This is a genomic window from Arcicella aurantiaca, from assembly GCF_003148625.1.
Taxonomy (GTDB): domain Bacteria; phylum Bacteroidota; class Bacteroidia; order Cytophagales; family Spirosomataceae; genus Arcicella; species Arcicella aurantiaca.
On sequence record NZ_QGGO01000041.1, the window covers coordinates 27746 to 41571 of the forward strand.

A 13826-nucleotide genomic window follows, 5' to 3' on the forward strand; every position below is an offset into this window, starting at 1 on the left:
TGAGAATTGTTCAACCAATTTAAACTCGAAAATTTACATCATGAAAAAATTACCCTTATTGCTGTTTCTACTCTTTTCTATTTGCTCCTCTTTTGCCCAAGATTTTACCAAAGACCCCAATTTAATTCTAAGATTTATTGAATCCACCGTTCAAATTCCATTTATGGCTGAGGTTCAAGGTGTCAAAGGGATTGTTCCTATTCGTATTACAACTGACGATACTGGTTTACCCATTAAATATGAGGTTGTAAAGAGCCTTCGTGAAGATTGTGATAAAGAGGCTTTACGAGTTATTAAATTATTGAATCCGAAGCTATTAAAGGCAAATTTGAACGGAGAAAAAGAAATCACCCTTGAAGTTCCTTTTCGTAGTTTTAATAAATTTAATTATGCTAAAGGTGCAATCAATCAGTATTACGATTCTAATAAGAAAAAGACTTCCAAACAAGAAGATTACAGGTATGTGTCTAAATATTTGGTAGATACGCTAACAGGAATTATTAGAAGTAATATCGTTTTTCTTGATTTGAAAGGGCAAAATCCTGAGCAAGAAATGAAATTAGGGCTTTTACAAATTGATAGCTCAGAATACCACAGTCGTGAAATATTTGAAGATGAAAATACCAGTTATAAGCAATATATTTTTAGAACAAAACAAGTAGAAAATTTTCCAATTATTGAAGATAAACGTTATTCAAATGGACGAATAGTAAATGGGGCAAATATAATTATTAACCCACAGTCACCCTATAAAATGGTAGGACATTGTTCTTATTTCCCTAATGGAAGAATACAAAAAGAATGGATTGTTGCTAAAGTAGAAAATAAACCACTAACCATTAATTTTAATTGGTTTGCTAATGGACAAATTAAATCTATCGAAATAAAAGAATATTTGAAAAGTGATAATAGTGAGAAAATAACGGGTAGTATTGAGAAAATAGTTTCACTTTGGGATTCGCTCGGAACTCAAATTGTAAAAGATGGGAATGGTGATGCCGTATTTTATGAGGGATATGGGAATAATATTGAGGTTGTTTCTGGCAAAATTATAAATGGAACGAAAGAGGGAGAGTGGGTCGCAAAAAATAAAGCAGGCAAAATAGTTTATATAGAAAACATCGAACATAATAAACTAATCAATGGTGTATCTTATATCAATAATAAAGAAATTCCATATACAAGAATTGAAGAATCTGCTGAATATATAGGAGGTATGGGGAAGTTTGCAAGCCATTTAATGAGCAATTTGAAATACCCTTCCTTAGCACAAAAAGCTCATGTGAGTGGTAAAGTTTATGTTCAATTTACGGTCGATACTAACGGCAATGTGAACGATTGTAAGGTGTTACAAAGCGTAAATTTTGGTTGTGATGAAGAAGCTATTCGGGTATTACAGGCTTCGAGTGGAAATTGGAAAGCTGGTACGAAAAGAGGAAAACCTTATGAAAGTAGATTGACTATTCCAATAATTTTTCAATTAACGAATTAATAAAAAACCCTCAATTATAGATTTAATTGAGGGTTTTTTATTAAAATAAGAATCCTTATCTCCAATTCTTATAAGCATTAATCAAACCATTGGTCGAAGAGTCATGACTTGTAACGTCTTCATTCCCTGATAATTCTGGTAAAATTTGATTCGCTAATTGCTTTCCTAATTCAACGCCCCATTGGTCAAAACTGAAAATATTCCAGATAACGCCTTGTACAAAAATCTTGTGTTCGTACATCGCTACTAAACTTCCTAAAGTTCTCGGAGTCAGTTGTTTGAATAAAATTGAGTTTGTCGGACGATTTCCTTTGAATACTTTGAAAGAAGCTAATTCGTCAATTTCTGCTTGTGTTTTTCCTGCTTTTACAAATTCCGCTTCCACTTCTTCTAATGTTTTTCCATTCATTAAGGCTTCTGTTTGAGCAAAGAAATTTGATAACAATAAAGTATGGTGATTCCCAATTTGGTTGTGAGAAACCGCAGGAGCAAGGAAATCGGCAGGAATTAATTTTGAACCTTGGTGAATTAATTGATAAAATGCGTGTTGCCCATTTGTTCCGGGTTCTCCCCAAATAACAGGTCCTGTTTGATAGTCAACCGCTTTTCCGTCACGTCCTACATATTTACCGTTTGACTCCATATCGCCTTGTTGGAAATACGCCGCAAAACGGTGCATATATTGGTCGTAAGGTAAAATTGCTTGTGTTTCAGCACCATAGAAATTGTTGTACCAAATACCTAAAAGTGCTAAAATTACAGGAATATTTTCGTTGAAATCAGCTGTGCGGAAGTGTTTATCCATTGCATGAGCTCCTTCCAATAATTCAATGAAATTGTCAAAACCAATAGAAAGAATAATAGACAAACCAATCGCCGACCAAAGTGAGTAACGACCACCAACCCAGTCCCAGAAACCAAACATATTATTGGCATCAATCCCGAAAGCAGTTACTAACTTTTCGTTGGTAGAAACAGCCACGAAATGTTTTGCCACAGATTCTGCCGAACCACCATTGGCTAAAAACCAGTCACGAGCCGAATGAGCATTTGCCATTGTTTCTTGCGTAGTGAATGTTTTTGAAGCAATTAAAAATAAAGTCGTTTCGGGATTTATTTTCTTGAAAACTTCTGCAATGTGCGTTCCGTCAACGTTAGAAACGAAGTGAAGATTTAATTGATTTTTATACGGCTTTAAAGCTTCTGTTACCATTACAGGGCCTAAATCAGAACCACCAATACCAATATTTACAACGTCTGTAATTGCTTTGTCTGAATATCCTTTCCACTCGCCCGAAATCACTTTTTCAGAAAAACCTTTCATTTTTTCCAAAACCGCATTCACCTCTGGCATTACGTCTTTTCCATCAACAGCAATGGGCGAATTAGAACGATTTCTCAAAGCCACGTGAAGCACAGAACGATTTTCTGTTTTATTGATGGTATCGCCCGTAAACATACGCTCGATGGCATCGTCCAACTCACATTCATTTGCCAAAGCAATTAAAGCTGCTTTGGTTTTATCTGTGAGGAGGTTTTTGGAATAATCAACCAAAATGTCTTCAAAATTGATAGAGAACTTATTAAAACGTTCAGCATCGTTTTTGAAAAGGTCTTTTATGGACGTTTCCGCTAACTCTGCTTTATGTTTTGTTAAAAGCGTGAAAGCGTGTGTTTGGTCGAATGGAATAGATTTTAACATGATTAGCTTTTTGTATATAAATGAGTTTCAAATTTACAAAAAGAGAATCGCATTTGCCATTTTGCTTGAACATTTAGCTATTAATTTCCGATTTATTAAGTATAAGTATAGTGGTGTTTTAAGGATGAATCGCCGTTGAGATTATGATTTTAGATTTGTATGTATTTGATTTTTAGGTATTTGAAAATATGCCGATGGTCGTCCATACTTAGTCCAACGGAATCAAGATAGTGTCTTTAACTTTAAATACAACGCCTCCTTCTCCTTGTTCTGTCATGTATTTTTTACTGACTAAATAAGAAATTTCAGCTTTTATCAAACAACTTCCCTTCTTGATTATCCTTTGTGTAAATGCTCCTTCGTTCATGAAATAAGATGTATTTCTATTGAGTTCTTTATCAAATTCGGAGATAGAATTATTAGAGGTAGCGTTTCCAATTGTAATAAAACAATCATCATTAGCTTGTAAGTTGATTTGTGCAGATATTTTTGGAGAAACGCTATCGTCATTGATGGCGTAAAATGTCCAATCGTTATCAATTTTAAAAGCGAGAATCAAGTTTATTTCTTTATCCTGAACTTCTTTTTCTACCTGCCATTTGACCTTTGGCATATTTTGGGAAAAAACGGGATAATTATTAAAAAAATAAACAATCAGTAGGCACAAAAGGCATTTTGGAATAAAAGGATTTGTTTTCATAGTAATAGTATGTTAAAGGTAAAGTATATAAAGTCTATAAATTATGTAGTATTACTTTGATTATTCAAAAAGCAATTAAAATACAGCTGGAAAATTCTTTGATTGGTTAGATTTTTTGATTGATAGTGGTATTTCAAAAAATACTTTTTACGTTCTGGTTTTATGCCTATTTTTTAACAGTATAATAGCAATTTTGAACGATATTTTTGGAGAAAGGGCTTAGATGTAATAAAAAATATGTTTAACTTTTTGACTATATTTGTTAAACAATATTAGGAATATTGATAACTTTTTTGTGAAATAAAAAAAATGAGTTTTACTTTTTGTTTATTTTCTTAAACAAATATTATTGTTTTTCGTTACTATTCCAATCTAATTTCGGGTAAAACCTATCTATAAATAGATAATTTGCTATTTCTATGATTTTTCATTGAGTTTTGCATTGGAACTATAGTGATTTTCTGCTTAAATTCACATATTCTATGTATAATTCAACTCTTAAATATCAAATTTCTTATTTATGAAAACTATCGGTACCGCCATCCGAAACTTACGATTAAAAAATCGGCTATCTCAAACAGAGCTGGCACATTTAATTAATGTACCCTCCCAAAGCAAAATATCTGCTTGGGAATGTGGTAATAGTATCCCTGATATTCTTGAAGCTTTAAGGTTAGCAGAAGTATTTAAGCTAAGTCTTGAGGAGTTAATAGATATAAGTGTTGATGCTTAATTTTAACCTCAATAACTAAACGATTTTCAGAAAAGATGATTTCTTTAATCATCTTTTCTTTCAAAGTAAACTTGCTAAGTGGTTATTGAAATTTAAAGAGTGGATTTTTATTTAGAATAATGCTGATGATGATTTTCTTTTGGAGAATTTTTCTAAGCAACAGCAATCTTTATTATTAAATTTTTACAACCTTAATTTTAGACCCTTAACTGTCATGCAATCACTTGGAACAACAATTAGAAATCTACGTTTAAAAAACAAGTTATCTCAAACAGAGTTAGCACACTTAATTAATATTCCCTCTCAGAGTAAAATATCTGCATGGGAAAGTGATAACTCGCTTCCAGATGTCTTAGAAGCTCAAAAATTAGCAGCAGTTTTTGATTTGACACTCGAAGAACTTGTAGGTGGAACTTATAACCGAGATTAAGGAGTGTTTTAAATGTGCATTAAGATTTAACAAAAAGAGCAAGAATCAGTATCGATTCTTGCTCTTTTTGTTAAATCTTCTAATAATATTTTTCTTCTATCAAGTGGTTTTTTACATAATCTGCGACGCCTTCTTCTAAGGTATGGAAAGGACGTTCATAACCAATTGATTTTAACTTAGACATATTGGCTTCGGTAAAATATTGATATTTATCTCTAATATCTTCAGGAGTGTCAATAAAGTCGATATTTTCGTCAGTACCTAATGCCTTGAAAGTATTTTTTACTAAATCTAAGAAAGTTCGAGCTTTTCCAGAACCTAAATTGTAAATTCCAGAATTACGGCGGTGGTGCATTAAAAACATACAAACCTCCACAACGTCTTTTACATAGACAAAATCACGCATTTGCTCACCGTCCTTAAACTCAGGATTATGAGAACGGAACAATTTCATTCCACCGGTTTTCTTGATTTGGTTGAAAGTGTGCCAAATCACAGAAGCCATACGCCCCTTATGGAATTCATTTGGCCCATACACATTAAAGAACTTTAAACCTGCCCAAAAGAAAGGTTGCTCTTCTTGTTTTAATGCCCAGATATCAAAGTCATTTTTAGAATCTCCATAAGGATTCAAAGGCTTTAATTGTGGAATTAAAGATTCGTTATCATCATAGCCTAATTCTCCCATTCCATAAGTAGCAGCCGATGAAGCATATACCATTGGAATTTGGTAGTCATGACATTTTTTCCAAATCTTCTTTGAATAGTTGAGATTTAATTTGTTGAAAATATCAACATTAAATTCAGTAGTATCGGTTCTCGCTCCGATATGAAAACAGAATTCAACTTCCTGATAGTTATTATCTAACCATTCAAAGAAATGCTCTCTGTCAACTCGTTCTTGAATTTTCTTGCCATCAAGATTTTTATTTTTCTGTTCGTCAGAAAAATCATCAACTGCAATTATGTAGTTAAAATTATCTTGATTCAATCGTTGAATTAGACAACTTCCGATAAACCCTGCGGCACCCGTAACAATAATCATAAAGTAGTGGGGATAAATTGTATTTATGCGTGTTAGGTAATTATAAACAACTTTCAAAATTATCATTAAGTTTCGACTTAAACTATACACGATATTTTGAAAAAATATAAATTTTCTAAGAATCTATGAGTTTTTCTACTCAATAAATAATACTATTCTCTTTTTATTACAAAAATGCGGTAAAACTGATTGTTGATAATATGGTCAAGTAATATGATAATATAATAATGTTGATTATATTATTTTTTTGAGAATTTAATTCGTCGTAATTTTGCGGTCTATTATAAGGTTTTCAACACATAGGTTTTGTTGAAATTTATAGTATTTATTAAAGAAATATTCAGGTATCTGATTGCTAATGTTTTCCCAATCATACCTTCACTTTTAAACACTGAAAACAATGGTTTACGTAACTCGTAAAGAACATTTCAATGCCGCTCACAGGCTTTATAATCCAAATTGGACAGAGGAGAAGAATCAAGAAGTTTTTGGACCTTGTGCAAATATCAATTGGCACGGACACAATTTTGAACTCATCGTTACTGTAAAAGGAAATCCAGACCCAGATACTGGTTTTGTGATAGACCTTAAATTATTAGGTGATATTATCAAAAGAGAAATTATTGAAAAAGTTGACCACAAAAACATTAACCTTGACGTGGATTTTATGCAAGGCAAAATGGCAAGTTGTGAGATTTTTGTCATAGAAATTTGGAAAATCCTTGCTCCACAAGTAGAATCAGCTTCAAAAACTGCAAAATTGCATTGTTTGAAATTGGTAGAAACTCAGAAAAACTACGTGGAATACTTTGGAGGACAGTGAGCAGTTATCAGTAAACAGTTATCAGTGAGTAGTTATCAGTAAACAGTAGAAAAATATACTGCTAACTGCTAACTGCTAACTGCTAACTGCTAACTGCTAACTGCTAACTGCTAACTGCTAACTGCTAACTGCTAACTGTTTACTGCTAACTGTTTACTGAAAAAAATGAAATATTACATCATTGCAGGAGAGCGTTCGGGTGATTTACACGGCTCAAATCTGATTAAAGGTATTCGTAAACATGACCCCGAAGCCGAAATTCGTGCTTGGGGTGGCGATATGATGCAATCAGCAGGAGCTGATATTGTAAAGCATTACCGTGACCTTGCTTTTATGGGATTTTTTGAGGTTGTCAAAAATCTTCCAACTATTTTAGGTTTTCTTTCTTTCTGCAAAAAAGATATTAAAGCATTTCAGCCTGATGTGGTCATTTTGATTGATTATGCAGGTTTTAATATGCGAGTTGCCAAATTCGCAAAGCTAAATGGTTTTAAAACCTTTTATTATATTTCTCCAAAAGTTTGGGCTTGGAATCAATCCAGAGCCTTGAATATCAAGAAATTTGTCGATAAATTATTCGTAATCTTTCCGTTTGAAAAAGACTTTTTCAAAAAGTACGATTATGAAGTTGAATACGTGGGGAATCCACTTTTTGATGCTATTGCCGATTTTACGCCTGCCGAAAATTTCAGAAAGGAAGCTCGTTTAGGACAAAAACCAATCATTGCTTTATTACCGGGAAGTAGAAAACAGGAAGTAGAAACGATGTTGCCTTTAATGATGTCTCAGGTTTATGAATTTCCTGATTATCAATTTGTTATCGGTGCTGTTTCTAATCTTCCAAAGGAATTATATGCTCGTTGGCAATCTATTTTTCCCGTAAAAATTGTTTTGGACGATGCCTATAATTTACTTTCGGTGGCAGATGCTGCTTTGGTGACATCGGGTACGGCTACCCTTGAAACAGCTCTTTTTAATATTCCGCAAGTGGTTTGTTATCGTGGAGGTTGGGCAGCTTATCAGGTTTACAAAAGGGTAATTAGAGTACCGTTTGTGTCGTTGGTGAATTTAATTGCTGGACGTGAAGTGGTAAAAGAATTATTGCAGTACGATTTGACCAAAGAAAATTTAACATCTGAATTAGCAAAAATTACTATTAATCAAATTACACGTCAACAACAACTGGAAGGTTATGCCGAAGTAAAAAATATCTTAGGAGAAAAAGGTGCTTCTGAACGTGCAGGAATGTTGATGGTTAAGGAAGTTATGGGCTAATGAGTATTTGAGAATTTGAAGATATGAGTATCTGAGGATATGGATGTTTGAGGATTTGAGTATATGAGAGTGTTAGTATATGAGAGTGTTAGTATATGAGAGTGTTAGTATATGAGAGTGTGAGTATGTGAGAATTTGAGAGTGTGAGTATTTGAGTTAAATATTGTTACAATCAAGAAAATAACCGCCGAGAGGGCTAAAAGCCACTGTTAGGGTTTCGGACTCAACCCTGACAGCGGCTTTTTTGCCCTGTCGGCGGTTGTGCGACGAATAGTAAACAATCCCGAAAATTTAAGAGTCAATGAGTTAAAAGTCTATGAATTATGGGTTTGTGCAGAGGATTTACTCAAATTCTCATATCCTCAAATCCTCATATCTTCAAATCCTCATATCCTCAAATCCTCAAATCCTCATATCTTCAAATCTTCAAATCCTCATATCTTCAAATCCTCATATCTTCAAATCCTCATATCTTCAAATCCTCATATCTTCAAATCCTCATAAACTCTACAAAACGCTCTCTTCCAAATAATTACGAATCCATTCTTTTTTTACGCCGCTTACTTGATTGAAAAATTGGGCGATAGTCTTCAAATCTTCATTAATATTATCACTTGTAAAAAAAGGCTCTCTGATAACTACTTCTTTTTTAGGATAGTCAAACGCCACCATGACAATGGGTACATCGGCATTTTTTGCCATGTAATAAAAACCCGTTCTAAGCTTTGCAACTTCTTTTCTTGTACCTTCTGGAGCTAAAACGATGTGTAATTTTTCATTTTTATGAAATAAATTGGCAACGGCATCGACTACGTTATTATTATGAAAACGGTCAACAGGTTTGCCTCCGAGTAAATGAAAAACCCAACCAAATGGAGCTTTGAACAATTCTTCTTTTCCAAGAAAACTCATTTTTACACCAATGGCTGCTCTTGCTCCTAAACCCAACGGAAAATCTACCCAATCGGCATGAGGAGCAACGATAACGATTGTTTTAGGAATGTTTTTGGGAAAACTACCTACGAGTTTCCACCCTCTAAGTTTGAATAATGATTTGAAGATTAAATTAAGCATAATTTTGTGGTTGGGATATTTTTATAAATATAATTATTTCCCGAATAAATAGCCACTTATTTAGCTGAAAAATCTATTTCCATGAATGGATAAGGGGTGAAGCACAAAATAAAAATGATAAGCGTAAGCCAACCAAGTAGTTTTCGCTTAAAATCCAAAGGTTCATCAATTTCTACTTCTGGGTGATAGACACCCACAAATTTCCCTAAAAACAAAGCAAAGGGTAAAAAGCCAATAAAGCCGTGTGAAGTAGCAATGTCTGGAATATAACTTAATAAAAATTGGGCAAGTACAACACTTAAACTTAAAACCCAAGAAGTTATTGGATTTTCAGAAATTCTTGAGAAACAAATTCTTAGAAAGAAAATATACCCTAAAAGCCAAGTGAAAAATTCAGATTCATCTTTGTATTGCCCACCTGTTCCAATGTTTTTAATGTCATTGACCGTTAATAATCCGTAGCCTGCAAAAAGTATGAAACCAATAAATATGATTGGAGAAACGATATTGAAATTCTTTTTTCCAATAAGACCATACAAAATATGCCCGCCATCTAATTGACCTATTGGGATAAGATTTAGAGCTGTAAAAAACAACGATAAATAGCCTGCCCAAATGACGGGATAGTGCATTATTTCAAAATTTGGAGGTAATAATTTAGGGTCAGCAACGTAATTTTTGAAGAATTTAAACAATAAATTATCTCCTAAAACAAGTTGCCCATCCATGAATTTTGTAATATGAAGAATATCGGTTTTGTAATGTTCTCCAAACTTTGTGTATTCTGGGTGAATTTTGAAAATATATTCGAGGGGTGGAAGATGTGTAAAACCGTAAAATAATACAACAAGTGCAACCATAAAACCTGCCAAAGGTCCAGCGATTCCAATATCAAAATATTCTTTTCTTGAGCGTGTCTGTCCGATGATTCTGATAACAGCTCCCATTGTACCAATACTCATTGAAATAGCACTCAGCCACATGGGTATGTAATAGGGGAGCGTAACTTTAATATTGTAGTATCGAGCAGTGAAATAATGCCCAAACTCATGAAAAGTAAGTATAACAAGAAAAGGAATTGAGAATTGAAAACCCTGCCAAAAATCTTCTGGAAAGTGAAGGATAGATTCTTTAGGAAGGAAAAAGAAGAATCTTCCTGTAATAGATTCTGCTCCTGCTAATGTGGTGGTAATCAGTGTTGTAACAAATAGAACTAACTGAATTATCTGGGTTTTGTATTTCATGAAGTGCGATAAGCATTAAGCAATAAGCTTTAGGCATTTAACAAAATTATGAAAATAGAATTTCAGTGTTTTTGTTAAAAGCCTATTGCTTAAAACCTAAAGCGACTTAATTATAAACTCCCATTCCGCTAAATTTCTCAACACGTTGATTAATTCTTTGGGTTGGAGATATTTGTTGAAGTTCGTTGATTGTTTCTAATATTGTTTTTTTCACAATATCAATAGCTAAATTTGGATTCAAATGAGCTCCTCCTAACGGTTCTGGAATAATTCCATCTACTAAACCATTGCCTTGCATATCAAGGGCTGTTAGTTTTAAGGCTTCTGCGGCTTGTTCTTTAAAGTCCCAAGTTCTCCAAAGAATTGTAGAACAGTTTTCTGGAGAAATTACTGAATACCAAGCGTTTTCTAACATCAAAACACGGTCGCCGATGGCAATACCTAATGCTCCACCTGAGGCACCTTCTCCGATAATGATACAAATTACAGGCACTTTTAGCATGAACATATCACGAATATTACGAGCAATTGCTTCGCCTTGACCACGTTCTTCTGCTTCCAAACCTGGAAATGCACCTGGGGTATCAATCAATGTTACGATTGGTTTTCCGAATTTCTCCGCCATTTTCATTAAACGAAGTGCTTTGCGGTAACCTTCAGGATTGGGCATTCCAAAGTTTCTTAACTGACGTTGTTTGGTATTTCTTCCTTTTTGTTGACCAATGAACATGACGGTTTGTTCTCCAATCTTTCCAAAACCTCCAACCATTGCTTTGTCATCACCTACGGTTCTATCGCCATAAATTTCGATAAATTCATCGCACATTTGTTCGATATAATCAAGGGTATAAGGGCGTTCTGGGTGACGAGAAAGCTGAACTCTTTGCCAGCGAGTGAGGTTTGTGAATGTTTCTTTTTTGAGTTCTTCGATGCTGTTTTCTAATTGCGAAGCGGCAACTGAAACATCAACATTGTTGTCGATAGCCAATTTTTTCATCTCTGCCAATTTGGTTTCGAGTTCGGCAATCGGTTTTTCAAAATCTAACAAAGTACGCATGGGCAGTAAATTAACGGAACGAATCCGCAGGTTAGTGTGGCTACAAAATTAGTCAATAATGTGAAGTGTGGAGAATTATTTTTAAAATTTTGCTTAATCCTTGCTAAAAACTTTCAACTTGAGACTCGAGAATTGCCTTTAATATATTGAAAAATAGATAGTTATCTGTAAAAGTGTTTTTTAAGTAGAATTAAATGTTTGTATCCCCTTTTTAGATGACTGTTAAGTAAATAACTTCTGATTTTGACTTGAAATGTTTAAAAAGTAAACCAATTGAGTATTTGGTTGCGTATATTAGGGAAATCTCCTATAAATTTGGATTTTTATTTCCATGAATTGTCATCAACGAACTGAATCCATTATGTGGAAAAGGTTTCTTCCTTAATTATTACCCTTAGCCAAAAGCTATGGCAACAATTGTAATATGAATGTAAGCGTATTCTTGCTTACTTTTGATAAGTATTGTGCTATTTATTAAACACTGTATTTATCATATATTAGTTTCAATTGAGATTCTTTTCCGCTGCTTATAAAATCTTGCTTGGGTATTTCTTCATACTCTCATAAATTTATTGAATTAATCACACCCAAATTTTTGTTAAGTGTTTCGCTGTATCAAAATGTTTTTAAGTCCAATAGCAAGATTTGCGTTGTTCAGTGTAAATCTATGTTTGTACGTTTCTTCTTTTTTATTGATAATTAGTTTATCAATAACTTCTGTTGTTGCTCAAAAAAAACTCTCCAATCTCCTTTATTTAAAAGGTCAAACTCGCTTAGATAGTTTAGAATATTATTATGTCGTTTCTTATGAAGATAGTGACAGTGTAGCCTTATTTAACGAACTAAATTTGGTGAATCGGTTTGCAAGCGATAACAATGACCCTATGCTCGGCATTTTTACAGATTATCTTAAAGTTCGTTATTATGGACAGGGCAAGCAACGTAACCGAAAAAATTTAGAACTGTTTATTAACAATCTTCAAAAAAGATTGGCAAAGCAAAGTCCAAGTTTAATTAAAGACCATTTAAAGGCAGATTTAGACCATACGCTTGGTATCTTGTTATATCATCTACACCAAAAAGCAGAGAAGGTAATTGGGCTTTATCTTTCAGCCGACTTGTTTTATCGTAAAATAGGTTATGAAAATATAATATTTCCAGATAATAGACTGACTCATTTGGGATTATATTATTACGATGAAGTTGCTGATTTTACAACGGCTTTGTCTTATATGAAAGAAGCTGAAAAGTTTGTCTCTAAAAATCCAGTTGATAAGTACAGAATTGCTCATTATAAAGCTCATGCCAATTGTTTAGTAGGTTTAGGAAAGTATGAGTCAGCCATTAAGTATAATCAGTTGGCAATTGCACAAGTAAGATTACAACGTGATAGTCTAAAAATTGGAACGCTTAGTGGAAATATTGGAGAAATAATTATGTCAACTTCTGCCAATCCAATTGAAGCAGAACCGTATTTCCTAAAAGAATTAGGCTATCGTCTAAAATATAAGCCACAAGGTACAGATGATATTGCAAAAGTGTACGGAAATCTATGTCAAGTGGCTGGAATTAAGCGAGATAAAGAAGAGATGAGTAGTTATTTCCAGAAAGCTATCACAACGTTAAATGACTTTGTAAAAACTACCAATGATACCGTTGATAAGCATAATATCTTGATGTCAATCTATAAAAATAGAATGATTGCAGATACTCTTTTGGGTGATTATCAAAGTGCGTATCGACATGAACGAATTTATTATGAAGAATTGATGGCGGCTCATCGCCAAGATTTGCAAGAACTTACATCTGAAGTTTCCATAAAATTTGATGCTGAAAAAAATAAATTAGGAGCAGAGTTGGCTAATCAGCAAGTAAAAAATACCAGATATTGGGTGGTTGTTATTTCTTTATTATTGTTGTTAACGTGAGCTTTTCAGATTTTAGGGGTAAAAAATAGCATAGGATTGCAAATGGGACTATTTTAGAGTTGCAAAACTTAACAAATAACCATCGAATCGCTATGCTTGACGAAATATACTACGAAGTTGATGAATTTAACCAACTTTACTTAGAAAAAATTGCAGGGTTCGCCTCAAATATTAATTGGTATCCCAAGCGTAAAATTGGCTGTATGTCTATGGGTGAGATTATGACCATTTTGATTTTTTATCACTACTCTCACTACAAAAATTTCAAACAATACTATGAACAATATGTCTGCAAAGATTTGAAAAGAGATTTTCCAATTTTG

12 protein-coding genes and 1 pseudogene are annotated in these 13826 nt (G+C 33.4%); 7 read left to right on the plus strand and 6 right to left on the minus strand.

The annotated features are described in order from the left end of the window. The first annotated feature begins 40 nt into the window (after positions 1 to 40). Positions 41 to 1492: an energy transducer TonB gene (locus LV89_RS23120; protein ID WP_109745302.1), complete on the plus strand. Its 1452-nt coding sequence runs from the start codon at positions 41 to 43 to the stop codon at positions 1490 to 1492. Between the two features lie 55 nt (positions 1493 to 1547). Here the strand turns inward: LV89_RS23120 and pgi are convergent, their stop codons facing one another. After that, the gene (gene pgi, locus LV89_RS23125) at positions 1548 to 3194 is read right to left on the minus strand and encodes a glucose-6-phosphate isomerase (RefSeq protein WP_109745303.1); all 1647 of its coding nucleotides are present in this window, start codon (positions 3192 to 3194) and stop codon (positions 1548 to 1550) included. A 208-nt stretch (positions 3195 to 3402) separates the two neighbouring features. Next, positions 3403 to 3807, minus strand: a complete 405-nt coding sequence (locus tag LV89_RS23130) for a hypothetical protein (RefSeq protein WP_109745304.1) — start codon at positions 3805 to 3807, stop codon at positions 3403 to 3405. Positions 3808 to 4414: 607 nt separating this feature from the next. Here LV89_RS23130 and LV89_RS23135 point away from each other — a divergent pair. Next, entirely contained in the window at positions 4415 to 4627 is a 213-nt protein-coding gene (locus LV89_RS23135) for a helix-turn-helix transcriptional regulator (RefSeq protein ID WP_109745305.1), read from the plus strand. Between the two features lie 214 nt (positions 4628 to 4841). After that, positions 4842 to 5057, plus strand: a complete 216-nt coding sequence (locus LV89_RS23140) for a helix-turn-helix transcriptional regulator (protein ID WP_109745306.1) — start codon at positions 4842 to 4844, stop codon at positions 5055 to 5057. A 79-nt stretch (positions 5058 to 5136) separates the two neighbouring features. Here the strand turns inward: LV89_RS23140 and rfaD are convergent, their stop codons facing one another. Then, complete coding sequence (rfaD, locus tag LV89_RS23145; protein ID WP_109745314.1) at positions 5137 to 6102, minus strand: ADP-glyceromanno-heptose 6-epimerase; 966 nt, start codon at positions 6100 to 6102, stop codon at positions 5137 to 5139. A 400-nt stretch (positions 6103 to 6502) separates the two neighbouring features. On the opposite strand from rfaD, the gene LV89_RS23150 reads away from it, so the two are divergent. Together LV89_RS23150 and lpxB are read left to right on the plus strand one after the other, a co-directional pair. After that, a complete protein-coding gene (locus tag LV89_RS23150; RefSeq protein ID WP_109745307.1) occupies positions 6503 to 6925 on the plus strand; it encodes a 6-pyruvoyl trahydropterin synthase family protein in 423 nt (140 codons plus the stop codon). Between the two features lie 165 nt (positions 6926 to 7090). Next, a complete protein-coding gene (gene lpxB, locus LV89_RS23155) occupies positions 7091 to 8200 on the plus strand; it encodes a lipid-A-disaccharide synthase (protein ID WP_109745308.1) in 1110 nt (369 codons plus the stop codon). Between the two features lie 507 nt (positions 8201 to 8707). Here the strand turns inward: lpxB and LV89_RS23160 are convergent. From LV89_RS23160 to LV89_RS23170, 3 genes are all read right to left on the minus strand, one after another. Continuing rightward, positions 8708 to 9274, minus strand: coding sequence for a 1-acyl-sn-glycerol-3-phosphate acyltransferase (locus tag LV89_RS23160; RefSeq protein ID WP_109745309.1), 567 nt, complete (start codon positions 9272 to 9274; stop codon positions 8708 to 8710). Between the two features lie 56 nt (positions 9275 to 9330). Continuing rightward, positions 9331 to 10518, minus strand: a complete 1188-nt coding sequence (locus tag LV89_RS23165) for a site-2 protease family protein (protein ID WP_109745310.1) — start codon at positions 10516 to 10518, stop codon at positions 9331 to 9333. Between the two features lie 106 nt (positions 10519 to 10624). After that, complete coding sequence (locus LV89_RS23170) at positions 10625 to 11575, minus strand: acetyl-CoA carboxylase carboxyltransferase subunit alpha (RefSeq protein WP_109745311.1); 951 nt, start codon at positions 11573 to 11575, stop codon at positions 10625 to 10627. A gap of 620 nt (positions 11576 to 12195) precedes the next feature. Here LV89_RS23170 and LV89_RS23175 point away from each other — a divergent pair. Both LV89_RS23175 and LV89_RS25400 read left to right on the plus strand, forming a co-directional pair. Then, entirely contained in the window at positions 12196 to 13503 is a 1308-nt protein-coding gene (locus LV89_RS23175; protein WP_109745312.1) for a hypothetical protein, read from the plus strand. Between the two features lie 92 nt (positions 13504 to 13595). Further along, a pseudogene (locus tag LV89_RS25400) lies at positions 13596 to 13826 on the plus strand (IS982 family transposase); the annotation flags it as partial.

Coding starts and splice junctions, on each gene's coding strand:
- LV89_RS23165 (WP_109745310.1), bottom strand. CDS start 10,518: ATGAAATACAAAACCCAGATAATTCAGTTAGTTCTATTTGTTACAACA.
- rfaD (WP_109745314.1), bottom strand. CDS start 6,102: ATGATTATTGTTACGGGTGCCGCAGGGTTTATCGGAAGTTGTCTAATT.
- LV89_RS23130 (WP_109745304.1), bottom strand. CDS start 3,807: ATGCCAAAGGTCAAATGGCAGGTAGAAAAAGAAGTTCAGGATAAAGAA.
- lpxB (WP_109745308.1), top strand. CDS start 7,091: ATGAAATATTACATCATTGCAGGAGAGCGTTCGGGTGATTTACACGGC.
- pgi (WP_109745303.1), bottom strand. CDS start 3,194: ATGTTAAAATCTATTCCATTCGACCAAACACACGCTTTCACGCTTTTA.
- LV89_RS23140 (WP_109745306.1), top strand. CDS start 4,842: ATGCAATCACTTGGAACAACAATTAGAAATCTACGTTTAAAAAACAAG.
- LV89_RS23150 (WP_109745307.1), top strand. CDS start 6,503: ATGGTTTACGTAACTCGTAAAGAACATTTCAATGCCGCTCACAGGCTT.
- LV89_RS23120 (WP_109745302.1), top strand. CDS start 41: ATGAAAAAATTACCCTTATTGCTGTTTCTACTCTTTTCTATTTGCTCC.
- LV89_RS23160 (WP_109745309.1), bottom strand. CDS start 9,274: ATGCTTAATTTAATCTTCAAATCATTATTCAAACTTAGAGGGTGGAAA.
- LV89_RS23175 (WP_109745312.1), top strand. CDS start 12,196: ATGTTTTTAAGTCCAATAGCAAGATTTGCGTTGTTCAGTGTAAATCTA.
- LV89_RS23135 (WP_109745305.1), top strand. CDS start 4,415: ATGAAAACTATCGGTACCGCCATCCGAAACTTACGATTAAAAAATCGG.
- LV89_RS23170 (WP_109745311.1), bottom strand. CDS start 11,575: ATGCGTACTTTGTTAGATTTTGAAAAACCGATTGCCGAACTCGAAACC.